We start from the raw sequence: 25,185 nt of genomic DNA, 5'->3' as shown, positions 1-25,185 counted from the left end.
TTATTCGTTTTTTAGTAACTTTTTTGCTAGTTCCTTCCCTAATTCTACTCCAAATTGGTCATAACTATAAATATTCCATAAAATACCTTGTGCGAATATTTTATGCTCATACATAGCGACTAATTTCCCTAAAGATTTAGGAGTTAGCTTATCAAACAAAATAGCATTACTTGGTCTATTTCCTTCAAATACCTTGAAAGGTAATAATTGAGAAACTTTATCAAGTTCTCCATTTGTTTTTAATTCTAAATGAACTTCTTCTTTCGTTTTACCAAAAGCCAATGCTTCTATTTGTCCATAATAATTTGCCATTAACTTTTTATGATGGTCTGACAAACCATATAATGATTCTTTATAACCAATAAAGTCTGCTGGAATTAGTTTTGTTCCTTGATGCACTAATTGCATAAATGCATGCTGCATATTTGTACCTGTACTTCCCCAAATAATTGTTCCTGTTTGATACTCAATTTTATCACCATTTCTATCTACAGACTTACCATTACTTTCCATAATAGCTTGTTGTAAATAATCGGGTAATTTTTTTAAGTATTGAGAATAGGGTAAAATAGCTTCAGTTTCTGCGTTGTAAAAATTATTATACCAAATACTGATTAAAGCTAATATTACAGGAATGTTTTTATCAAAAGATTCATTTCTAAAATGCAAATCCATTTCTTCAGCACCATCTAATAATGCTCTATAATGATCAAAACCTACGGATAAACTTATTGACAATCCTACAGCAGACCAAAGTGAAAAACGTCCACCAACCCAATTCCACATAGGAAAAACATTGCTTTTATCGATTCCAAAATTGTCCACAGCTTCTAAATTTGTTGAAACCGCTACAAAATGCTTTGGAATATCGAATATAGTAGCAGATTTTAAGAACCAATTTTTAATAGTTTCTGCATTAGAAATAGTTTCTTGGGTTGTAAATGTTTTAGAAACAATGACAAAAAGTGTAGTTTCTGGGTTTAAATTTTTTATAATTTCAGAAACATGATCTCCATCTACATTAGAAACAAAATGGGTGTTTAATTGATTTTTATAGAATTTTAAAGATTCTACAATCATATCTGGTCCAAGATCAGATCCACCAATCCCAATATTTACAACATCTGTAATCGATTTACCTGTATATCCTTTCCATTTTCCAGAAATTACTTTATTAGAAAAAGCTCTAATTTTTCTTAAAGCACTTTGAATTTTAGGTTTTATATCTTTTCCGTCGATTAATAATGGTTCATCAGAATTACTTCTTAATGCAGTATGTAAAACTTCTCTATTTTCTGTAACGTTAATTATTGCACCAGAAAATTGTTTTTCAATTGCATCTTTTAAATCAACTTCTTTTGCTAATTCAACCAATAAATTGATTGTTTTTTTTGTGATTCTATTTTTAGAAAAATCGACTAATAAATCATCAAATTCAAGAGAAAAGTGTTCTTTCCTTTGATGATCATCATTAAATAATTCTTTAAGTGTTTTGTTTTTTGTTTGATGAAAATGAGTTGTTAATTCACTCCAGGATTTAGTCTGTGTTGGATTGGTATTTTTTAATGCCATTTCTTAGTTAATGTTTCACAATGAGTTCTTTGTTTCTCTCTTCTTTAGTAAAAGAAAAATTTTCAAGTTTGTTTTTTAAGGGAATAATATGTTTTTTATACGTAGGAATTAAACTTTTCTTCAATGGTTTTGCCGATGGTAATTTTTGTTTAAACGGATCTACCTCTTTACCATTTTTCCAAAAACGATAACAAACATGATTTCCAGAACTACTTCCGGTAGAACCTACATAACCAATAATATCTCCTTGTTTTACAAAATCACCAACCCTTGCTTTTCTTCTACTCATATGAAAATATTTAGTAGTATACGTATTATTATGCCTTACAGCTACATAAATACCATTACCACCTCTTCTTGTAGATTCTATAACAGTTCCATTTGCTGTGGACATAATAGGAGTTCCATTTGCGGCAGCAAAATCAGTACCTCTATGTGCTTTAATTCTATATCCATAATGAGCAATTCTCCTCTTTAAATTGTATCTTGATGATATTCTATATTGAAATTTTATGGGTGATTTTAAAAATTGACTACGAAGCATATCGCCACTTTCATTATAATATTCATAGATTCCTTTTATAGAATCTGGTACATATCTAAAAGCATATAGATCCTTACCTTTATGTTTAAAAACAGCTGCTTTTACTTTACCATACCCTGCAAAAACAGTATCATTTATATATTTTTCTTCATAGATAAATTTAAATTCATCTCCTTTTTGAAGTTTTTGAAAATCTAGAGTCCAAGCATAAATATCGTCTGCGATTGTATAGGTTAGATTAGGTTTAAGATGTAAACTATCCATTGCCTCAGATAAGCTAGATGAAATTTTTCCAGCCGCAATTTTTTCAACTAATTTTATTGGTTTTTTATATTTATAAGCAGTGATTGTTGAATCTTTTAAATTTACAATTGTGGAATTTATTTTATCATGCTTATAGATGAAAATTTCTGCTTTTTCGGTAGAATCTTTTGAAGCTAACACGGTATAAGGTTTACCGGCTCTAACTCTTCTTACATCAAATATATCTTTAATTGAGCCTGCAATTTTATTTATTTTAGGATAAGAAACATGATGTCTATCAAGGATAATTCCAAAACTTTCACCATTTTTAATTGTATCGTTTATAACTTTAAAGTCGTTTAGTTTATAACCATACTCATAAAATACTTTAGGGATAATAATTTTTTCAAGAATAGGTTTTTTTTCATCAGATTTACATGAAAAAAGGAAGTTTGATAAAATGAGGAGGACGATAAATTTTTTCAAAAAAACAGAATTGAACTATTAAAAATTAATCATCAAAAATACAATTTAATCAAATATAATTTCAAAAGAATTTGCTAAACCTTTATATGCTTCTAATTCTGCTCGTAAAGAACCAACTGATATAGCCGCTTTTAGTTTAATTGGTATTTTATTATCGTCATTTGTAATCCATATAGCGACACTTTCATTTTCTTTAAAAATTCTTCCAGATTGAACTAAAGGACTAAAAACCATAGTATTAACTTTTCCGAATTTGGTTTCCAAAGTTTCAAACTTTAAAAATTTCAACCTAAATGGAAAAATTTTGGAGTCAATAAACATATTCAATTTTATTTCATCACCAGGTTTAAGGTTCTTAGTGTTTTGTGCTCTTAGATAATAAAAAGACGATAACATATCTTGCACATTATCTGCTGTAAATTCTTTAGTCGTATTTTTTTTGTAATCTTTTACAATTGCTTTTTTACCATCAACATCAAATTCAATGTCTCTTTTTATCGTGTAACCTCCTTCATTAATATCTCTTTTAAAAAGGTAAGGTTTTGTAGTTTCTTTATCAAAATAACTCTCATAAGTGTCATTTACTTTAAAAAACCATTTTATCATTCCAGTAGTCCAGCCTTTACCAATGGTATGATATACTTTTTTAGAATTTAATTCTTCTTCTTTAACTTCTAATGTTGCGGTACCTGCTCTTAAAAAACCACTATAACTCATTTTATAGCGAAGCCATTCACCATCTTTAAATGGTACTGTTTTTTCTTGCCCAAAAGCGAATGTGCTAAGAAGAAAAACTAAAAGAAGTACACTAATTTTTTTCATAAAAAATCAAACTTATAAAAAAGTAAAGACAATTACTGTTCCAAAAACGAAAAATTAGTGTTATTATTTTAAAAAGTCCCCCAATTTTCTAGTTCTTCTTTGCTCCATAAATAAGGATAAAAGATTCTTCTTTGATATTTAGGATGCAAATATTTACGCCAACTACTACCACCTGTAGCTTCTAGTTCTTTTTCTTCTCCACCTAAATACTTACCAGCAGCATTGTAATGTGCCAAAACCCATTTTACATTTACTGTATAATCATAATGACGCATTGCTTTAATTAATGCTGGATTTTGCTGAATATCTTCTGGTAATTGTTGGAATTTTTTAGACAAATTACAATCATTATAATCTTCCATAAAATCGATAAAATCTCCAACATATTTTTTATCAAACAATTTTATTAAAGTCGATTTTTTTCCTGTTTTATGATTTACGCCAGCAGCTTGCCAATACAAATGATCGTACGCATTTTTAAATGACGAATTTCTATCGATAGAATCTCTATAACGAACATCAATTAAATTGATTAACTCTGTTGAAGCAAACTCAATTTTTCTGTATTGTGCACTTTGAAAACCACTTGCTGGTGTTAATGTGTTTCTAAATTTTAAATATTGTTCACGTTCCATACCATCAGCCATTACTGAAAATGAACTACACAACATATAAAAGTATCTACTGATTCGCATTAAATGCGTAGAAAATTTATCTGCGGAAATTTCTATGGATTTTGCAACTTGATCAATTTCCCATAAAATCATTTTAAACAACAATTCATTTACTTGATGATACATGATAAAAACCATCTCATCTGGTTGATTTGTACGCGGTGTTTGCAAACCTAAAAGGGCATCAGTCTGAATATAATCCCAATAAGTAATTGGTGTACTCCAAAGTAATCCTTCTAACATAGCATCAACAGGAACTCCTAATTTTTCGTACTTTTCTTCTATGGCTTTTAAAATTTCGTCTTTGCTCATTGTTGTTTTTAAAGATAAAAAGCAAAGAAACAAGACTTTTTACAAAAATCTAAATTCTTTGGTATTGTTTCTTAATATAAATTTTCTTATTTAATAACTAATTCCTGTTTTATTTCTAAAATCAGATTTCCCACCTGTTTTTTCTACTAATTTCACTTCTTTAATCACCATTTTTTGACTGATACTTTTACACATATCATAAATAGTTAAACATGTAATATTTGCACCTGTTAAAGCTTCCATTTCTACACCTGTTTTTCCTTCGATTGTTACCTTGCAAAACACTTCAATATTCTCTGAATCTATAATTTGTATATCAATATCTACACCATTAATTAATAATGGATGACACATAGGAATTAACTCTGATGTCTTTTTTACACCTTGAATTCCTGCAATAATTGCTGTTTGAAAAACTGGTCCTTTTTTGGTAATTAATTCATCATTTGTAAAATGAGAAATCACTTCTTTTCCTAAAAACATAGTTGCTTTTGCAATAGCAATTCTTTTGGTAATTTTCTTGTCAGAAACATTTACCATTTTAGGGTTTCCTTGAGAATTTAAATGACTAAAATCACTCATTATCTATATTTTATTATCGGAAAAACTTCTCCTTTTTTAAATTCTATTTGTTCTTTTGGTAGCTGAATAAAAGCATCTGTTTTTACCAAACTTGCTAAATCTCCAGAACCGTTTCCTTTAATAGGGAAAGTAACTAAATGCCCGAATTTACTCTCTAATTTTACTTGTAAAAAGTAGGTTAAATTAGGTTTAAAAGAAATAGCTTCTCCTAAAATTGCGGTTTCTACTTTTGTTTTTAATCCAACTGATTTATGATACCAAGGATAAAAATACGCTAAACAATTTACAAATGTAGAAATTGGATTTCCAGGAAATCCGAAAACATTACATTTATCTGTTTTTCCGTAGAAAAATGGTTTCCCTGGTCTTTGCGCAACTTTATGAAACAATTTTTCAACGCCTAATTCTTCAAAAATTTCTGGCAGATAATCGAACTTCCCTTTACTTACTGCGCCACTGAAAAGTAAGACATCATATTCTTGTAAATACTTTTTTATCTTTTCTTTTAAAATTGGTTTATCATCTGTAATATGATCTGTTTCTGAAGAAATATGTATTCTTTCTAACAAAGAAACCAATGTAAAAACATTGCTTCTTCTAATTTGATGTTCTAACGGCTTCTCTTCTACCCCAACTAATTCATCACCTGTAGAAACAATCATTACTTTCGGTTGTTTTACAACCTTTACAGTCGATTTTCCAACAGTTGCTAAAACACCTATTTCTGCTGCAGATATTTTAGTGTTTTGTTTGATTAAAACATCGCCAGTTTTACCATCTTTTCCTTTCCCATGAATATTCTGGCGGTCATTGACCGTTTCAATATTAATTGTTGCAATTCCATTTTTTATAGTTAGATCTTCATAACGAATTACTGCACTTGTTTTATTTGGTAAAACTGCGCCAGTCATTACTTCGATACAATTTTCTGAATTTTGAAGTGTTATTTGTTTGCTTCCTGCAGCTTGAATTCCTTCAATTTTAAAGTTTCTTTGCCCTTTCTTGAACGATGAATAGTTGATTGCAATTCCATCCATTGAAACTCTATTGAAAGGAGGGAAATCTCTATCGGCAACAATTTCTTCTTTTAAAATTCTACCTACAGATTTTATAAACGGAATTTCTTCAACACCAAAGTCTTGAGTTGTTTTTAATATGATATTTTTTGCTTCTTCTACTGAAATCATTATCAATATAAATTTACTAAAAGATAGTTAATTCCAAAGTATAAAATATAACTTATTCCAAATAAAGAAACCAACCAAGAATAACTATTAGCATTATCTTGTTTGCTTAAAAATTTGTGAATAACCACTATTAAAATAGCTATTATTATAATATAGATTATGTAATAGAAGATAAAAAATTGAGGAAATATTATTAAAATTAGAATTGTGAAAATTGATGATATTAATACTCCTGTTTTATTGTTTTCCTTGTTATTTAAAAACGTTTTAATATTTTCAAGCATATCTTTAATAATCTAATCAGCCTCCAATTGTACTCATACTTTCAGAAACACTTCCTTTTGTTCTATTTGCTTCTGCTATAAAACCATTTTCTGGTTTTTCTTTTATCAAACTTAAAAAGAGTTCTTTTAAATCATCATTAGAAGCTCCGTTTCTTATAAAATCGCGAAGATTAAAAACGCCATCATCAAACAAACAATTTTTAAAATTTCCTGTGCTTGTAATTCTAATTCGGTTACAATCATTACAAATTGTTCTTGTAAATGCAGGAATAATTCCAACAGTACCTAAATGATTTTTTATGGAATAATTTCTTGAAGTTGATGATTTTTCTGATTGAATTTCAGTAACATCAAACTTCGTTTTTATTTCTTCTAAAATCTTTTTAAGTGTCCAATTTTCTTGCATTTCACGCTGCCCTTTTCCGTTGAAAGGCATTTCTTCAATAAAACGAACAGCAATATTTTTATCTTTTGTTAATTCAACAAAATCAGTAATTTCATTGGTGTTAATTCCAGATTGTACAACAATGTTGAGTTTTAAATTTAACGAACTTTTTTCGAGCGCATTCATCGTTTTAAAAACTTCATCAAAAACATCTCTTCTTGTTATCTCATTGAATTTATCCGCCTGTAAACTATCAATACTTAAATTGATGTTTTTCACTTTTTTAAGTTTTTCTAAATCATCAATATGATTAGAAATTAACGCACCATTTGTGGTGATATTAATATCCTCTAATAAATCATTAAAAGACAACATTTCTAAAAAACCCACAAAATCTTTACGGACAAAAGGTTCACCACCAGTTAATCTGATTTTGTTAACGCCTAATTCTGTTAACACACGAATTAAACGATACATTTCTTTGAAGGTGAGTAATTCTTTTCTTGGAACAATATCAATTCCGTGAGCAGGCATACAGTATTGACAGCGCAAATTACAACGGTCTGTGACCGCTAAACGTACGTAATTTATTTGTCTACCAAAACTGTCAACTAATTTGCTCATCTAACTTAATTCGGTAATTTTTTACTTAAAACTCCATAAATAAAAGCACCAAAAATGGCTGCCAACAAAACAATAACAATAGATAATGCTCCATGTCCTAACAAAACAAATATGGGTCCAGGACACGCACCAACCAAAGCCCAGCCTAAACCGAAAATACTTCCGCCAACAAAAGTTCTTATAAAACCTTTTTTCTTATCTTTTATGATGATTTGATTCCCTTGAAAATCTTTAACAATTCCTCTTTTAAAAAGTTGCATTATTACAATTCCGATGGCAACTGCAGAACCAATAACACCATACATATGAAAAGATTGAAACTTAAACATTTCGTAAATTCTGTACCAAGAAACTACTTCTGATTTGCTTAAAATGATTCCGAAAATAATTCCTACAATTAAAAATTTGATGTTTTTCATATCTTAAAAAATTAGTGGAAAAATTATCCAAGTCATTAATAATCCGCCTGCAAAAAAACCAATTGTTGCAATTAACGATGGTAATTGTAAACTACTTAATCCTGTAATTGCGTGTCCAGAAGTACATCCGCTTGCGTAACGTGTACCGAAGCCAATAAACAATCCTGCAACAACTAAAATTGATATTCCTTTTAAAGAGAATATATTTTCTGTAGCAAAAATTTCTGTTGGTAAATATGAACTTCCAGCATTTGCAAAACCTAGTTCTGCTAAATCTTTTACAGTTTCAGGATTTAAATCGATTGCTTGTGAAGTCATTAAAAAATGACTTGAAATGTATCCACCAATGATTACACCAACAACTAAAACCAAGCTCCAAGTTCTCGTTTTTACATCTGTTTTAAAATAATCTGACACTTTTCCTGCACCACCAATGGTACAAAATGTTTCTAAATTTGTTGATACACCAAAACTTCTCCCAAAATAAAACAGCAGAAAAAGTACGAATGCAATTAAAGGCCCTGCAACATACCAAGGCCAAGGTTGTAATATAAAATCCATTATTTTTTATTTAAATGTTCTTCAATATAATTTAGTATTTGAGCAGTTGCTCCAATATTATTTTTAATATAATTTTTGTTGATTTCTCCTGTTGTAACTCTATATTTTTCATCTTCTTTCAATTTATTAAAAATAACAGAAAACTCTTCTTGATTACTTATAGAAATGCATCCTTTTTTAGCAACCAATTCTACAGCTTCATTAAATTTTTGATATTGATTACCAATTACAATTGGAATTCCAAAAGTTGCAGGTTCTAAAATATTATGCAAGCCCGTTTTTAAACCTCCGCCAACATAAGCTACATTTGCATAAGAATAAATCTTAGTTAACAAACCAATCGTATCTATGATTAAAACCTGATATTCTTTTAACCTATTTTCTGTCACCTCGAGCGCAGACGAGAGGTTTTGTCTATTAGAAGTCTCGACTCCGCTCGACATGACATCAGTAAACTTTATTGAAGATAAGTTTATTTGCTTCTGTAAATTTTCAATTTCTTTTGGATTGATATTATGTGGAGCAATAATAAATTTTTCATTTTTTGAAGCTTCATTATTAATGTAATTCACTAATAATTCTTCATCTTCTTTCCAAGTGCTACCTGCAACAACAGTATAATTATTGTTTTTAAAATTGGCTATAAAATCAAGAGAATTATCTTGATCTAAAATTTCTGAAACTCGATCAAAACGAGTATCTCCAGAAACAAAAACATTCTTGAAGTTAATTGACGATAACAATTCTTTTGAAGAAATATTCTGAACAAAAAAGTGATGAAAAGCCCCTAATGATTTTCGCATAAAACCACCATGCCATTTAAAAAATAGTTGATTTTTTCTAATAATTCCTGAAACTAAAATTGTTGGAATTTTTCGCTCTTTTAACTCGTTTAATAGGTTTGGCCAAAACTCGTATTTTACAAAAATTGCAAACTTCGGATTTAGTTTTTCTACAAACTTTTTAGCATTCGATTTACTGTCTAACGGCAAATAACAAACAACATCAGCTAAATCGTAATTCTTTCTGATTTCATATCCCGAAGGCGAAAAAAAAGTGACTACAATTTTATAATCTTCATACTTTAATTTTAACTTCTCTATAATTGGTCTTGCTTGCTCAAATTCACCCAAAGATGCAGCATGAATCCAAATAATTGTATCTTCTTTTTTTAATACTGAAAGCTTAGAAAATGTTTCTTTTCTTCCATCAACAAAAAGTTTGATTTTTTTATTGAAAAAAGACACAATCCAAAGTAAGATTGACGCTTTAAAAACCAATATATTATAAAAGAAATTCATGAATTGTAAATGTACAAATTCAACCTAAATATAAAAGCATAAAAAAGGAAGCAATACTTTTAAATAATTATAACTTGTAGATTACAATAATACTAAAGAGCATAATTTAAGCCAAACCAAAAAGATTTCCCAAATTCATCTACTCGTATCGGGTTTATATTATTTGTCCCTACAAATGAACCTCTATTGGCATCATTTAAGTTTCTTACTTCTAAGATTACAGATAAATTGTCGTAAATATTATACCTAGTAGAAAAATTTAAAGTGCCATAAGAAAAAATGTAACTGTTTTCTAATTCATTATTTTTCACATAAGATTCTAAAGTATTATCAGTCCAATTCCAAGACAAACGTGCATCAAACTTATTTTGTTGATAAAATAATTGTGCATTTATAGTATGTTTTGGCAAATTAACTAGTGGAATCTTTTCTCCAGAATTTAATTGAGTTTTTCCTTGTATAAATAAATAATTAGTAGATATCCCAAAATTAGATACAAAACCAGGTAAAAAATCAAGTTTGTTTTTTATAAAATTAAGCTCTATTCCTGAAATGGTAGAACTTTCGGAATTCACAAAAGTTGTTACTTGATTTGGTCCTAAAGTACTGACTTCATTAATAATATCATCTTTTATATATTTATAAAACCAACCTAGTGTTAGTAAGTTTTGATTTTTTTCTCCAAAATAAAATTCAATAAATGAGTCTAAATTATCTGCTATTCTAGGCTTTAAATCTGGGTTTCCTTTACTTATTCTATTATTAACTTCATCAATAATTTCAATAGGCGCTAATTGTAAATAATCGGGACGTCCTATAGCTTTACTATAAGCTGATTTAAACTTTAATTTATTAGTGATATTATAAGACATTCCTAAAGATGGCAAAAAGCTAGTGTAGTTGGTATTAACATTACTTAAAGTTCCATCATATTGATTATTTATATTTACTAAACGATTAGACTTTGAATTTGTATTTTCTATTCTTAACCCAAAATTTAATTTTAATTTATCTTTATTATATCTTGTAGATATATATCCTGCATTTACAACTTCTTCTATTTTAAATTCAGCCTCTGGCAAAAACACTAACCCTCGTCCAAAAATAGTAGCCATACTATTATCTGGTATTTTGAACTGAGATGAGTTTGAAGTTATATAATTATTAATAGCATAAGGATCTAATAAAGGCATAGCATAATCTGTACCATTAGGTATATAGTTTGTTTTGATTAAAAAATCTGAAATATTAAGAGGAGTTCCTCCAATATAATCTGCAATTAATGAATAATCATTATGTACATAATCTAGATTTCTAAACTTATAGCCAGTTTTTAATGTCCAATTTTTGTCTTTAAAATTTAATGTATAATTTATAGCTAAAGATGTATTTTTCTCAACATTACTTGACCTTCTATTATTAAGAGTATTTAAGCTATAATAGTTATTAGATGCATTTCCATTGTAAGTTGATGGATCATCTAAACTAAATGAAGCAGAAGCTCCATTACTACTAAAAAAACCTGAATTGTCTTCGATTGAACTCCCTCTAAACTCTGTGAAACCACTATCTTGTTTTCGTTTACCAGAAGCCCACCCAAACATCAATTCTAATTTACTATCAGAATTAATATCATAATTTGCGTTATAAACAAGGTTTGTAATTTCTCTATTAATGTCCCAAATATTACTAGAAACTCTACTACGTGCTTTAGTAAATTTAACACTATTTGCAGAAGCTGTAGATTCATCAAAAGATAATTGATCAAACCTTATTCCTTGACGTATTTCATCGTCATTTTTCACAAAATGTCCTGCAGAAAAACTCATGTATAGGTTATTTTCTGGTTTATACTCAAACTTTACTAATCCACCATAACGTTCTACTATATTATCATAGGAATCAATTCTTATTCTTGAAGGAATTGGTTTTAAAGGATTATTATCTAAAAAAGAATAATTTGCTTTGGGATGTTTTGTTTGATCTCTATCTTTTAAGTTATAACTTGCTGCTAGAACTATTCCAAAATTTTTATTTGCACCGAATTTAGTTGCAAAAGTAGCCTCATGTCTTGAAGACAAACCGTTTTTGTTAATATCATTTCTTTTTCCTGTTCTTGGAACTTCATCAAAATTATATTTACCAAAAAAACTTCTTAGGTTTAAAAATGTTTTATTAGAATCCCAAGCACTTCTTGTTTTCAAATTAAAAACACCTCCAATTGCATTACCATCTAAATCTGCAGTTCTAGATTTATATACTTCTATGCTATTTATTAATGAAGAAGGAATCGCTTCAAAATTTGCAATTCGAGTTTGGTTTTCTGCACTTGGAATTATCATACCATCTAAAGATGAAAATGTAAAAATTGGAGATAACCCTCTAATTCCTATTCTTGTTGCTTCATCTTCTTCAAAATTAGCAGTAACACCTACAATTCTACTAGCAACATCTGCTATTGCAAAATCTGGATACCTTGAAATATCATCTTGAATTAAAAAGTCTGCTATTTGAATTGCTTCAGCTTTCTTTTTTATAATATTATTATTTTGAAGTTGATATCCTACTATAACAATCTCATCTAAAACAACTTCTTTAATTGGTTCTAATTTTATATTTAAAGTAAATGTTGTAATTTTTCTTAAATCTATCTTCTTTTTAAACTTTTTATAACCTAAATAAGTACAAGTTAATACTACTGTTTTTGCATTTAAATTTGAAATTAAAAATTCACCATTTTCATTGGTAAATGTTCCTAAATCAGATTCTTCTATAACAATAGTAACCCCTTCTAAGTAAACACCAGTTTTAGCATCTTGAACAATCCCTTTTATTACATTTGATTGCATGCCATACAACATGTTAAAAGAAAATAAAACTGAAGCAAATAAATTTAATAATAAGCGCATAATTAATAATTTATAAAAATATTTAGCTACTATAAAAATATCAATTTAGAATAAGAAAATGAATTATCTAACATTAATATTGAAAAAAACGCTCAAACAAAGTTTGAACGTTTTATATGTTTATTTTTAAAGACGTCTCGACTCCGCTCGAAGTGACATGTTTTTTATCCTTTTAAACTCGCTTTTAAGAACTCAGTATTCATACGCGCTATGTTTTCTAAAGAAATTCCTTTCGGGCATTCCACTTCACAAGCACCTGTATTTGTACAGTTTCCAAAACCTTCTGCATCCATCTGTGCAACCATGTTTAAAACTCTATCTGTAGCTTCTACTTGTCCTTGTGGCAATAAAGCATATTGAGATACTTTTGCACCTACAAATAACATTGCAGAAGAGTTTTTACAAGTAGCAACACAAGCTCCACATCCAATACAGGTTGCAGCATCCATAGCTTTATCTGCATCTTCTTTCGGAATCGGAATTGCATTCGCATCTTGTGTATTTCCTGAAGTATTTACAGAAATATATCCACCAGCTTGCTGAATTCTTTCAAAAGAACTTCTATCAACCACTAAATCTTTTATTACTGGAAATGCTGCTGCTCTAAATGGCTCAATGGTAATTGTATCACCATCTTTAAACATACGCATATGTAATTGACAGGTTGTTACACCTCTATCTGGACCGTGAGCTTCCCCGTTAATGTACATCGAACACATTCCGCAAATACCTTCTCTACAATCATGATCGAAAGCAACAGGTTCATCACCTGCATTAATTAATTGCTCGTTCAATACATCCATCATCTCTAAGAAAGACATATGTTCAGAAATATCGGTTACCTTATAGTCAACCATTTTTCCTTTATCACTTGCGTTTTTTTGACGCCAAATCTTTAAGGTTAAATTCATTTTATTTAGTTTATTAGCCAATAGTCATAAGGCAAATAGTTATTTGTCTACTGATTTTATAAAGGCATTTAACATTTTACTTTCTTCTGTGATTAAATTTTGAATTTTATTAAAACTTTCGATTGAAATAAATTCTAGTTCTTTTGCAATAATAATTTGAGTTTCTAACTCTAATAAAGATCCTCTCGAATACTTTAAAAACTTAATATAACTTTTGGTGTAATTTCTACCCCAACCTTCTGCTATATTAGAAGGTATTGAAACTGATGATCGTTTAATTTGACTTTGTAAACCATACAACTCATCTTTCGGAATTTCTTTACAAATTAGATATACTTCTTTAACAATTTGAATTCCTTTTTGCCAAATTAATAAATCTTTATATGTAGAAATACTGCCCATCTTTTGCCTTTTGGCTAAATTTCTAGTTTACTTATAAGATCTCTGCTTAAGTTCAATATCGTTAAATTCTAATTCTTCTTTATGTAAAACTGCATCAGCAGGTTCTCCTTTGTATTCCCAAGCAGAAACATACGCATAGTCTTTATCATTACGCTTTGCTTCTCCTTCTTGTTCACCGTCTAATTCTACAGATTCTTCTCTAAAATGACCTCCACAAGATTCGTTTCTATCCAACGCATCTTTAGCAAAAAGTTCACCTAATTCTAAGAAATCTGCTACTCTACCTGCTTTTTCCAACTCAGGATTCATTTCTGACTGACTTCCAGGTACTGTTACGTTTTTCCAGAAATCTTCACGTAAAGCTTTAATTTCAGACATCGCTTCTTTTAAACCTTTTTCGTTACGAGACATTCCACATTTTTCCCACATAATTTTTCCTAATTTTTTGTGGTAATAATCTACAGAATGTTCTCCTTTATTGTTGATGAAGAAATCTAAACGTTCTTTAACATCATTTTCAGCATCTTCAAACTCTTTAGTATCCGTTGGAATTTTTCCTGTTCTAATATCATCAGATAAATAATCTCCGATTGTATAAGGTAACACAAAATATCCGTCAGACAAACCTTGCATTAAAGCTGATGCTCCTAATCTGTTTGCTCCGTGATCAGAGAAATTTGCTTCTCCTAAACAGTATAATCCATCAACGGTAGTCATCAAATTATAATCAACCCAAACACCACCCATTGTGTAGTGAACCGCTGGATAAATCATCATTGGAGTTTTGTATGGGTCTTGATCTACAATCTTGTGATACATCTGGAATAAGTTTCCATATTTAGCCTCAACAATTGCTTGACCTAATTCGTATATTTTATCTGCAGAAGCATTAGAAATATTCTGAATCTTCGCCTGCTCTTTTCCGTAACGTTCAATTGCCGAAGCAAAATCTAAATACACTGCTTCACCAGTTGCATTTACACCGTAACCAGCATCACAACGTTCTTTCGCTGCTCTAGAAGCCACATCACGAGGTACTAAATTACCAAACGCAGGATAACGTCTTTCTAAATAATAATCTCTTTCATCTGGCGATAAATCAGTCGGTTTTTTACGTCCTTCTCTAATCGCTTTTACATCTTCTAAATTTTTAGGAACCCAAATTCGTCCATCATTTCTAAGAGATTCTGACATCAACGTTAATTTAGATTGATAATCTCCTGAACGTGGAATACATGTTGGGTGAATTTGCGTATAACAAGGATTTGCAAAATACGCTCCTTTTTTATGAATTTTCCAAGCTGCTGTTGCGTTAGAACCCATTGCGTTAGTTGATAAGAAATATACATTTCCGTATCCTCCAGAAGCAATAACTACAGCATGTGCTGAATGACGCTCAATCTCTCCTGTAACTAAATTTCTAGCAATAATTCCACGTGCTTTTCCATCAACCAAAACAACATCTAACATTTCATGGCGATTGAACATTTCAATCTTACCACGAGCAATTTGACGATTCATTGCAGAATACGCTCCTAATAATAATTGCTGACCTGTTTGTCCCTTGGCATAAAAAGTTCTTGAAACTAATACACCACCAAACGAACGATTGTCTAACAATCCACCATAATCACGAGCAAAAGGAACTCCTTGCGCCACACATTGATCGATAATATTTGCAGAAACTTCTGCTAATCTATATACGTTGGATTCGCGTGAGCGATAATCTCCACCTTTTACCGTATCGTAAAATAATCGGTAAGCAGAATCTCCATCACCTTGGTAATTTTTTGCTGCGTTAATTCCTCCTTGCGCCGCAATTGAATGCGCTCTACGTGGAGAATCTTGATAAGCAAATGCTTTTACATTATACCCTAATTCTGCTAAAGTAGCAGAAGCAGAACCACCCGCTAAACCTGTACCAACAACAATAATATCAATATTACGTTTGTTAGCAGGATTTACTAAATTGATGTGATTTTTATAATCCGTCCATTTATCTTTTAATGGACCTTTTGGAGTTTTAGAATCTAAAGCCATACTTTTTCGTATTAATGATTGAAGTGATGAAATAACGCAATAATGATAAATCCTAACGGAATACCAATTGAGTAAATGTTACAAAACGTTTTCAATCCTTTAGTGTATTTATTATTTGCTCCTACTGATTGGAAAGCAGAAGTAAAACCGTGTAATAAGTGTAGTGCTAAAAACACAAATGCAATAATATAAGCACCCACTCTTAACGGATTTACAAATTTGTGTTGTAATTCATGAAAGTATCTAAGTTCGCCATTATGCATACCAGACCAATCTCCTTGAATAAATTTTGTGTTGATTTCTGGAAACCAAAAATCGATGAAATGTAAAACTATGAATGCTAAAATTGCAGCGCCGCTATAAATCATATTTCTACTCATCCAAGTAGAATTTGCAGCACCATTGTTTTTTGCATAACTGACTTTACGTGCACTCCAATTTTTAAATTCTAGTACAAATCCCATAACAAAATGAAAGATAACACCGAAAATTAAAACAGGCTGCATTACATACTGAATTAACGGATTTCTACCCATAAAATGAGATAGTTCGTTAAAAGTTGCTCCATTATCTGGAAAAATTGATGTGATGTTTATTGCAAAATGTTGTAATAAGAAAAACATGAGGAAGAATGCAGAAAGTGCCATTGCATATTTTCTTCCGATTGAAGATTTAAAGAATCCCATTATTTTGTTTGTTGATTAAATAATTACTACAAATTTACAACGATTGCGTTTCTCTAACAAGCTATATGTTTTGTTTTATTAAATATTTAGAATGGGTTTAAATAGGTTATGAAAATTTTGAGTTTAGTTTTTATTTTCAGGACTTAATGCATTCATTAAAGCCATGTTTATATAATAATTAGTTTTCCCTAATTTAAATTTAAAAATAACCTTATCTTCTGCTAAGCGATTTAAATACCCCGAAGCGGTTACACGACTTACGCCTAAATCCTTTTTTAAAAATTCAATTTTAGTGTATGGTTGTTTAAATAAGTGATTGAGTAATTCCTGACTATAAAATTTATAATTATTTCGTAATATATTTTTCATTTTCATCATTTCTTTCTTAATATCATTTACCAAACGAATAGTATCATATGCAGTTTCTTCTACAGCAGAAATCATATATAAAAGCCAAGTCTCCCAACTTTCATTGTCCCGAACGTTTTGTAAGTTTTGGTAATAAGCCATTTTATCACTTATTATAAATCTACTCAAATACAAAATAGGAATTTCCAATAAATCATTTAAGACTAAATATAAAATATTAAGAATTCTCCCTGTTCTTCCATTACCATCATAAAACGGATGAATACTTTCAAACTGAAAATGAATTATTGCCATTTTTACTATAGGATCATAATCAATAAGTGAATTGTCATTAATAAATAACTCAAGATTCTCCATTAATTCCTTAATTTCTTTTGCACTTTGTGGAGGCTCGTAAATCACTTCACCTGTTTGTTGATTTTTTAAATTAGTTCCAGGGATTTTACGAAGCCCAGCCTTATTTTTCTCTAGAATTTCTTGAATCTCAATAATGTTATTCGTTGTTAATATTTTTTTCTCAGAAACAATGGCAAACCCACGCTTAATTGCAGCAACGTAATTTTGAACTTCTTTAGCTGCAGGAGAAATATATTTTTCTAACCCCAATGAACTTTTATATAGATCATCATGAGTCGTAACTATGTTTTCAACCTCAGAACTATCTTTGGCTTCTTGTAACATTAAAGTATTTATTAAAATTTCTTGTTTTGGAATTGTTTGTGCAATTCCTTTCAATTCTGCTAAAGCTCGATGAGCCCCAGCTAACTTTTTAAGAACAACCCTGGTTTCTAAATCTTTATCATATGGCAAATTAGATGGTTTCCAAATCATATTAATATTTTTGGTTCTTTTTTATATATTATTACCTTGTGTAAAGAAAATTTAATTCTCTTTACACGTTTTACAAATATATAATATTTCATGTAAAGAAAAATCAATTTTCTTTACATGTTTTAATGATATGTAAAGCTTATAGGCTTTTTCTTTATTTTCAAGGAGTAGTAAATATTTTATTCAAAAGGTAAAATACTTGAACTTACCAAACACTTATCATTTTTCCATTTCCCTTGTAAAGATTTTGGTGTTATCGTTTTGCCTTCACAAGTTAGAAAATTTCCTCTTTCATCTTTTTTTATCACTTTCATTTTACCAGCTTGAATTGCATTTACAATTCGGTAAATCAATCCTTTTCTTGGTGTTTTTCCTCCTTTAGAAACTAGTTTTAAACCTTCTTCATTATTATGTAGATCCATTTCTGAAGAAATCTTATCGGGTACAATTCCGTCTTCTAGTTTTTGTTTTTTGTACGTCTGATAATTTTCTTTTTCGTGAGATTTTCCTAATTTTCTTGCGGCAGATTCTCCTATTTCTTGCTTTAATCTTGCCATCCAATAGGCATGTCTAAAAGCATCTACTTGTCCACCAGAAGCATCACCATCTAATAAGTTAGATTTTATGATCGAATCAGAAATTCTAGTAACCTCTTTAGAAATTTCATGTGATTTTTTTGCTTTAAATGGATGCCAAATTACCCACCATTGTTTTGGTCCAGATAATTTTTTAAAACTTTTCCAATTAGATTGAGAAAATGTTTGTGTTGCAAATAGTAGCACAAGAAAAAGCAAAAGTTTATTCATAAAAAGTCATCTAATTAAAGATTTTTCAATTTACAATAAATCTTGAATACACTCCTTTAATTTTAAGAATGTAAATTCCTGGTTTGAATTCTAAAGTGTTAATTTTTTCTAATTGATTATTGCTTTCTTTCTTTAATAACAACTTTCCTTGAATGTCATAAACCTCAATTTTACCTATAGTTTCTTTTTGTGAATTAATTGATAAAAAAGTATTTGTTGGTATAGGATAAACTTTTATTCCAAGTTCTTTTAATGAATTTTTTTCAACATTTAAAGAAGCATTGTTTACTGATAAAAAACCTACTTTATTTCCAACATCTGCAACAATATATGGAATGTTATTTCCAGAACCTCCAAATTCTTCAGCTCCCGCATCAAAACTTGATGTTCTGCTAGAACCTAAAATATCGTTAGTTAAAAAAGTATAAGATCCAACACCCGCGTCAATTGCTGGACTTGTTGAAGGAATTCTATAAAAATCTAAACTAGATTTTATTAATCCAGAACTAACAGTTTTATTATTATTTGTATTATTGGTTAAATCCCAACTTCCATTTTGGGTTATATTTCCTTCAGCAATAGAAGCTCCAGAAGGCGAAGTTTTTATTTGGTATGCATTTTTACTTGTATTATACATAATATTGTTTGCAACCTTCAAATTTTCTGGTTCTTCTGTACCTCCTAAAGAAGTACCAACTCTTATTGCATAATCACAATTTACCAAAGTATTGTTTACTACTTGAACATTTTTTACTTGATAATATTGATTTAAAGCTGAATTTGTTACTCCATTCATTACATTAATTCCACCAGTTACGTTGGATGAAGATCCACTAGGTTTAAATGAATTAATACCTTGAATATAGTTGTTATATACTTTATGGTCTTCTCCAATAATCCTAACACCGCCAGTAAATGAGTTATTATTTGCAAAAAAGTAGTTGTTAAAAACCTCACATCCATTACCGTGTCTTAATGTAAGTGTACCTTGATAATCTCTAAAGGTATTGTTATAGTATTTGTTTTTTCCACTTTTGTTAGATATGATTTCTACTTCACCAGACCAATTGTAAAAAAAGTTATTATAAACCTCTGAATAAGAATCTGATAAAGAAGTTGTACTTGTTCCAATTCTAATTGCATCTTGATCATTTAATCCATTTATATCATTGTTTACCGGTGTTCTGTCAGCAAAATAATTATGATGAATTTTCAAATAATCTGCATTCGCTAAGGATCTGTTATCATTGATAATACTACCTACTCCATGTTTTCCAATAAAAGAATTATGGGCAATTTCATTATACTGACCATCAACAATATATACCCACTTAAACTTCATCGTTTTTTGAGCATCTGTACCATTATAAGCATCAATTTTGTTATTAATAACTTGACAATTATCACATTGATTCAACTCAAATATAGGTTCAATTGTAGAACCACTTACAACTAAGTTTGAGGGATTTTGAAAAACTAAGCCAGAAACAGTAATATAATTACCTCTCATATAAACTCTTGAGTTACCAGTCATAAAAGCAGCACCTAGATTTTGAGCAGTAATTATAATAGGTTGAGAATCTGTGCCGTTTTTATTAATATTTATAAAAATATTATTCCAAGTTCCATCAGCCAATAAAATCTTTGAACCCGCAGTTGCAGAAGAAATCGCAGATTGTAGTTCAGAACTATTATTTACTATGGTTTGACTTTTAACATTGATAAAAGAAACTAATAACAATAAAAGAAGTCCCTTTTTTAAAAATATGTGTTTCATTTTTAGATTTGTAAATTGGTTAACCAATTTACAAATCTAAGGTGTTTCTTCTAAATAGCTGAACTTTTTTTAAAGAATTTACTGATTTAATAATAATTGTTTAATTATTTCACCTCAAATTCACTTTCTGAACCTTCACTTTTTACAAGGTACTTTCCTTTAGGTAAATAATACATATCATTTTTTGCTTTCTTGATATTTGCGTCTTTATTCGCCTTTAAATAATTTTTTAATCCTTTTTTAGAAAAAGAAACATCATAAATGGCTTCATTAAAACCTTTGTCTGCTTCAACAGAAATTGCGTTAACTTTTACATCTTTATAAAAAATGCTAAGCGTAATTTTTTTAGCATTGTTTATATAAAAAGGAATGTTAACTTTAGGTGTATTCGGTTTTAACCATTTACTCCATGAACTACCCCAGTTTCTACTTTTTCTGATTGTATTTATATCAAATAAATGTGTAGATTTTTTTGCTAAATCGTCTGTTAACAATTGTAAAGGTGCAATATTAACTTTATATAAACTACGTCCGTGCGTACCAATAATTAAATGTTTTGCTGTTGGTTGAATTACCAAATCATGCACTGCAACATTGGGTAAATTTTTACTAAATGCTTGCCAAGAATTACCTTTATTAAAAGAAACATAGACTCCATTATCTGTCCCAACATAAAGTACATTTTCATTTGCAGGATCTTCTTTTATTACATTTACTGCGGATGTTGGAATGTTACTTCCAATATTTTTCCATGTGTTTCCAGAATCGTCAGAAACATAGATATATGGTGTAAAATCGTCAAATCTGTAACCATTTAGCGAGGCATAAATTCGTTCTTTTTTATGTGCGGAAGCAACAACTCTACTTACCCATAAATCTTTAGGAAAAGTGCTAGAAATATTTGTCCAACTTCCGCCACCATTATTAGAAATATGAACCAAACCATCATCAGAACCTACAACTAATAATCCGAATTGAAACGGACTTTCTGCAATAGTAGTAATTGTTCCGTATGCAACATTTCCTTTTTTCCCGCCTTGTGTTAAATCGTTAGAAATAGTTTCCCAATCATCACCTTTATTAAGTGAACGATGTAATTTATTTCCTCCTAAATATAAAATATCTTGATTGTGTTTAGACAATAAAATTGGTGTTTGCCAATTAAAACGATAGGGATTTTCTCCTAACTGATGCTTCGGCTGTATATATTTATTTTTTCCACTTTCTCTATCAATTCTAAAGTAATTTCCAAATTGATATCCTGTATACACAATATTCGGATTTCTATCATCAACCTGTACTTGCATTCCGTCTCCACCCATAATAGATTCATACGGATTTTGTCCAGATTGATGCCAACGTTTGTTAATTCTTGCATTGTGTTTTGCAACCCAAACACCGTTATCTTGCAATCCGCCATATACTCGATAGGGTTTTTGATTGTCTGCATAAATCGCATAAAACTGACCTACAGAAGGTACATTTAACTTCGTCCAACTTTCTCCATCATCATAAGAAAGATTTAAACCACCGTCATTACCATCAATTAAATGACCTTGTTTTTTAGGGTTTACCCATAGCGTTTGATGATCTGCATGCACGTTTTCTTTGCTGATGGATGTAAAGGTTTTTCCACCATCTTTAGATTTTAAAATAGGAACTCCCATAACATAAATTCCGTTTTCATCTTGCTCATCTACTCTAATTTCTCCAAAATAATATCCGTACGAATAATACAAATCATCTAAATAGCCTTCATGTGTTTTTTTCCAAGACTTTCCGCCATTTGTCGTTTTAAAAACTTCAGCTCCAATTACTGGCGTATCAAATAACAACGAATTTGCATTCTCTAAGTACTTAGCTAAATCAACAGGTTTTACATTTCCAGAACGAACCATTTGCTTCACATTTTCTGCTCTATATTTTTCCTGAAATCCATTTGTCTTTAAGTAGGTGTTTAATTTTTTGTCAGTCAATTTTAAAAAGTCTGAAACAGACATTTTTTTAAAATCGTCTTTTGTTAACGCATTTGAAGTTTTATCTTTTTTCTTCTCTTCTTTTCTTCTAAACTGATTGTCGTGAAACGCATAAGCAACATTTTCATTAAAAACTGCTAAGCCGATTCTACCAACTCCGTTCCCAGTTGGAAAACCATTATTCTCAGAAATTTTAGTCCAAGAATTTCCTGCATCTGAACTTTTATAAATTGCAGAATTGCTCCCATCACCATCAAAATTCCATGCTTTTCTTTCACGTTCCCAGGAAGCAGCATACAATACATTAAAATTATTTGGTGCTGGTTGAATGTCTATGATTCCAGTGTTATCATCAATAAATAATTTTTTAGACCACGTTTTTCCGCCGTCAATAGTTTTATAAATTCCTCTTTCTTGATTTGCTGAATATAAATGACCTAAAGCACCGACAATAACTTCGTTTGGGTTATTAGGGTTGATTAAAATTCTACCGATATGATGCGAATCTGTAAGTCCAACATTTGTCCAAGTTTTACCTTTATCTGTAGATTTTAAAATTCCGATTCCTGCATACGAAGAACGTGACGAATTATTTTCTCCAGTTCCTACCCAAATAGTTCCGTTTTTCCAATCAATTGCAATGTCACCTACATTTTGTGTCGACGAAGTATCTAAAACTGGTGTAAAAGTTGTTCCGTTATTGTTTGTGTACCACAATCCGCCAGAAGCATAACCAACATAAAATTCAGTTGTATTATTTGGATTTACATCAATATCCACCACACGCCCGCTCATAATTGTAGGACCAATATTGGTAAATGCTATGTTTTTTACGAGTGAAGTTTTTTCTAATTTCTCTTTAGCTTCAATTCCTTTTTTAATGGTAGAAGCTGGAGTTGCAACTTGTTGTGCCACACTTTTTAATGATAAAGCACAAAAAATAAGGCAAATAATTGTTGATAACGTTTTCATGATTTGGTTATAATTTAGGCAATGAAATTACCATTAGATTTAAGGATTTCAAAATTTTTAACTAAAAAACTAACATATTGATAACAGCGAAGTTATTAACAAAATGAAGATTCTTTAAAAAAAAGAACTAAATTACAGTCTATTAACTAATTAAAAACAATTAATTATGACTGAATTGATTATTAGCTTACTAACAGGTGCTGTTGGTGGTAACTTAGCTGGAGCTTTACTTAAAAAGTTTTCTATGGGTACTCTTTGGAACTCTGTTGTAGGAATTCTTGGTGGTGGTTTAGGTGCGCAATTATTAAGCACACTTGGATTAGACCTTAGTGGTATAATTGGAAGTATTGCCGGTGGTGGAGTAGGTGGTGGAGCTTTAATGGCAATTATTGGTGTGATAAAAGGCATGATGAACAAATAGAGAATCAATTTTTCAAACTTTAAAACCACTCTAATTTAGAGTGGTTTTTTATGTGATTATTTCTTCTATGTTACCCGCTACTTCTAGCCCTGCATTTCTTCCTACGTCTTGTAAAATTATTTTCTTGGCTTTTTTATCATACAGAATAACTTCCAAATTTGCTGTCATACTTTCTTCAATTCTTCCGTCCATAAAACCTAAAATAGGAGATGCTAAAGCTGTTGCCTTTTCTCTTTTAGCAAAAATAGTAAGTTTATAATTTTTGTTTTCCAATTCAATTTCTACGTGATTTTTATCAGCAAAAGATTTCTTTAATTTAGTAAAATTATAGGTTGTAAACTGAATGATTTTATCATCTATTAAAACTCCAGCTATAAAACCAACAAATGAACTTTTTAACCACGGAATTTTTGCTACAGATGCTTTTATAGAAATAGTTGGATTGCTAAAATGATTGGATTGCATCCAGATATAGGCACTAGGGAAAGAATTTCCCCAGTCTTTTTCTAAATACCCCTTACCATTTGTAAAATCTACCTCATCATTATTAATAATTAGCTTACCAGAAATAGTATGATTCATACTCACAATTCCATGATAACATTGCATAAATGGAACAAATGAAAAAGGCCCCATAATTCCTGGAGAAAGAAAACTGTTTGGCCAAGAAACATTGTTTTTAAACTCTAATTCTCCATTTATAGTAGGCAAATTGAGTCTGATTTTATTTTTTGAAAAATAATTGTCTTTAATCGTTACCTCAAATTTATTTGGATTAGGTTGAAATTCATCCGCAGAAAATTTAAGATATTCTGCTGATAAATTCTTTCCATCTAATACTTGAATAAATGATTGTTGATTCCCTTTTAAATCCATCGAGATTCCTGGAATAATTGCAAACGCCTTAGTTTCATCTGCATTTACAATTTTAAAATACCAGCCTTCAAAATATTTTTTTGATTTCCCCCACCCATGATAAATTTCAGGGTTAAATAAAGCTTTCAGTCTTTTAAAAATCATTTTTAAATGTACAAATTTGTTTTTTGCTTTCTTCTTTTCTACAAAGAAATCGATGTATCTTTGCAACTT

Annotated in this window: 21 protein-coding genes; 1 reads left to right on the top strand and 20 read right to left on the bottom strand. The window is 29.9% G+C overall.

Translation table 11 applies throughout. The features are described from left to right. The 19 genes from pgi to OD91_RS08520 all read right to left on the bottom strand — a co-directional run bounded on the left by pgi (position 1) and on the right by OD91_RS08520 (position 23,675). Positions 1 to 1,572 carry a glucose-6-phosphate isomerase gene (pgi, locus tag OD91_RS08610; protein WP_144895984.1) on the bottom strand — a complete coding sequence of 524 codons (1,572 nt, stop codon included), beginning with the start codon at positions 1,570 to 1,572 and terminating at the stop codon, positions 1 to 3. A gap of 7 nt (positions 1,573 to 1,579) precedes the next feature. Then, positions 1,580 to 2,845, bottom strand: coding sequence for a peptidoglycan DD-metalloendopeptidase family protein (locus OD91_RS08605; RefSeq protein WP_144895983.1), 1,266 nt, complete (start codon positions 2,843 to 2,845; stop codon positions 1,580 to 1,582). A 45-nt stretch (positions 2,846 to 2,890) separates the two neighbouring features. Next, positions 2,891 to 3,667, bottom strand: a complete 777-nt coding sequence (locus OD91_RS08600; RefSeq protein WP_144895982.1) for a DUF3108 domain-containing protein — start codon at positions 3,665 to 3,667, stop codon at positions 2,891 to 2,893. Between the two features lie 68 nt (positions 3,668 to 3,735). Next, complete coding sequence (locus tag OD91_RS08595; protein ID WP_144895981.1) at positions 3,736 to 4,653, bottom strand: tryptophan 2,3-dioxygenase family protein; 918 nt, start codon at positions 4,651 to 4,653, stop codon at positions 3,736 to 3,738. Between the two features lie 90 nt (positions 4,654 to 4,743). Continuing rightward, the gene (gene moaC / locus OD91_RS08590; RefSeq protein ID WP_144895980.1) at positions 4,744 to 5,235 is read right to left on the bottom strand and encodes a cyclic pyranopterin monophosphate synthase MoaC; all 492 of its coding nucleotides are present in this window, start codon (positions 5,233 to 5,235) and stop codon (positions 4,744 to 4,746) included. Then, positions 5,235 to 6,422, bottom strand: coding sequence for a molybdopterin molybdotransferase MoeA (locus OD91_RS08585; protein ID WP_144895979.1), 1,188 nt, complete (start codon positions 6,420 to 6,422; stop codon positions 5,235 to 5,237). The genes moaC and OD91_RS08585 overlap by 1 nt, the downstream gene beginning before the upstream one ends. 300 nt (positions 6,423 to 6,722) lie before the next feature. Beyond that, on the bottom strand, positions 6,723 to 7,715 hold the full coding sequence (gene moaA, locus OD91_RS08580; RefSeq protein ID WP_144895978.1) for a GTP 3',8-cyclase MoaA: 993 nt from the start codon (positions 7,713 to 7,715) through the stop codon (positions 6,723 to 6,725). A 5-nt stretch (positions 7,716 to 7,720) separates the two neighbouring features. After that, positions 7,721 to 8,134, bottom strand: coding sequence for a YeeE/YedE family protein (locus OD91_RS08575; RefSeq protein ID WP_144895977.1), 414 nt, complete (start codon positions 8,132 to 8,134; stop codon positions 7,721 to 7,723). 3 nt (positions 8,135 to 8,137) lie between these two features. After that, positions 8,138 to 8,695 carry a YeeE/YedE family protein gene (locus OD91_RS08570; protein ID WP_144895976.1) on the bottom strand — a complete coding sequence of 186 codons (558 nt, stop codon included), beginning with the start codon at positions 8,693 to 8,695 and terminating at the stop codon, positions 8,138 to 8,140. After that, the gene (locus tag OD91_RS08565; RefSeq protein WP_144895975.1) at positions 8,695 to 9,996 is read right to left on the bottom strand and encodes a 3-deoxy-D-manno-octulosonic acid transferase; all 1,302 of its coding nucleotides are present in this window, start codon (positions 9,994 to 9,996) and stop codon (positions 8,695 to 8,697) included. The genes OD91_RS08570 and OD91_RS08565 overlap by 1 nt, the downstream gene beginning before the upstream one ends. 92 nt (positions 9,997 to 10,088) lie before the next feature. Continuing rightward, on the bottom strand, positions 10,089 to 12,905 hold the full coding sequence (locus OD91_RS08560) for a TonB-dependent receptor (RefSeq protein ID WP_144895974.1): 2,817 nt from the start codon (positions 12,903 to 12,905) through the stop codon (positions 10,089 to 10,091). A 164-nt stretch (positions 12,906 to 13,069) separates the two neighbouring features. Next, positions 13,070 to 13,816, bottom strand: a complete 747-nt coding sequence (locus OD91_RS08555; RefSeq protein ID WP_144895973.1) for a succinate dehydrogenase/fumarate reductase iron-sulfur subunit — start codon at positions 13,814 to 13,816, stop codon at positions 13,070 to 13,072. A gap of 39 nt (positions 13,817 to 13,855) precedes the next feature. After that, the gene (locus OD91_RS08550) at positions 13,856 to 14,218 is read right to left on the bottom strand and encodes a four helix bundle protein (protein WP_144895972.1); all 363 of its coding nucleotides are present in this window, start codon (positions 14,216 to 14,218) and stop codon (positions 13,856 to 13,858) included. Positions 14,219 to 14,245: 27 nt separating this feature from the next. Continuing rightward, positions 14,246 to 16,258, bottom strand: a complete 2,013-nt coding sequence (locus tag OD91_RS08545) for a fumarate reductase/succinate dehydrogenase flavoprotein subunit (protein ID WP_144895971.1) — start codon at positions 16,256 to 16,258, stop codon at positions 14,246 to 14,248. Between the two features lie 11 nt (positions 16,259 to 16,269). Continuing rightward, on the bottom strand, positions 16,270 to 16,947 hold the full coding sequence (locus tag OD91_RS08540; protein ID WP_144895970.1) for a succinate dehydrogenase cytochrome b subunit: 678 nt from the start codon (positions 16,945 to 16,947) through the stop codon (positions 16,270 to 16,272). A gap of 120 nt (positions 16,948 to 17,067) precedes the next feature. Next, a complete protein-coding gene (locus OD91_RS08535; protein ID WP_144895969.1) occupies positions 17,068 to 18,144 on the bottom strand; it encodes a Fic family protein in 1,077 nt (358 codons plus the stop codon). Between the two features lie 179 nt (positions 18,145 to 18,323). After that, positions 18,324 to 18,950, bottom strand: coding sequence for a hypothetical protein (locus tag OD91_RS08530; protein WP_144895968.1), 627 nt, complete (start codon positions 18,948 to 18,950; stop codon positions 18,324 to 18,326). A gap of 25 nt (positions 18,951 to 18,975) precedes the next feature. Beyond that, the gene (locus tag OD91_RS08525; protein WP_144895967.1) at positions 18,976 to 20,727 is read right to left on the bottom strand and encodes a chondroitinase-B domain-containing protein; all 1,752 of its coding nucleotides are present in this window, start codon (positions 20,725 to 20,727) and stop codon (positions 18,976 to 18,978) included. A gap of 104 nt (positions 20,728 to 20,831) precedes the next feature. Then, on the bottom strand, positions 20,832 to 23,675 hold the full coding sequence (locus OD91_RS08520; protein WP_144895966.1) for a sialidase family protein: 2,844 nt from the start codon (positions 23,673 to 23,675) through the stop codon (positions 20,832 to 20,834). A gap of 166 nt (positions 23,676 to 23,841) precedes the next feature. On the opposite strand from OD91_RS08520, the gene OD91_RS08515 reads away from it, so the two are divergent. Beyond that, the gene (locus tag OD91_RS08515; protein WP_186434428.1) at positions 23,842 to 24,096 is read left to right on the top strand and encodes a hypothetical protein; all 255 of its coding nucleotides are present in this window, start codon (positions 23,842 to 23,844) and stop codon (positions 24,094 to 24,096) included. A gap of 48 nt (positions 24,097 to 24,144) precedes the next feature. On the opposite strand, the gene OD91_RS08510 is transcribed toward OD91_RS08515, so the two are convergent. Continuing rightward, positions 24,145 to 25,182, bottom strand: coding sequence for a tocopherol cyclase family protein (locus OD91_RS08510; RefSeq protein WP_144895964.1), 1,038 nt, complete (start codon positions 25,180 to 25,182; stop codon positions 24,145 to 24,147). Between the last annotated feature and the right edge of the window lie 3 nt (positions 25,183 to 25,185).

Source organism: Lutibacter sp. Hel_I_33_5, assembly GCF_007827455.1.
Lineage (GTDB): Bacteria > Bacteroidota > Bacteroidia > Flavobacteriales > Flavobacteriaceae > Polaribacter.
The sequence above is the reverse complement of the archived record's forward strand: the minus strand, read 5'-3'. Positions and strand labels throughout refer to the sequence as shown.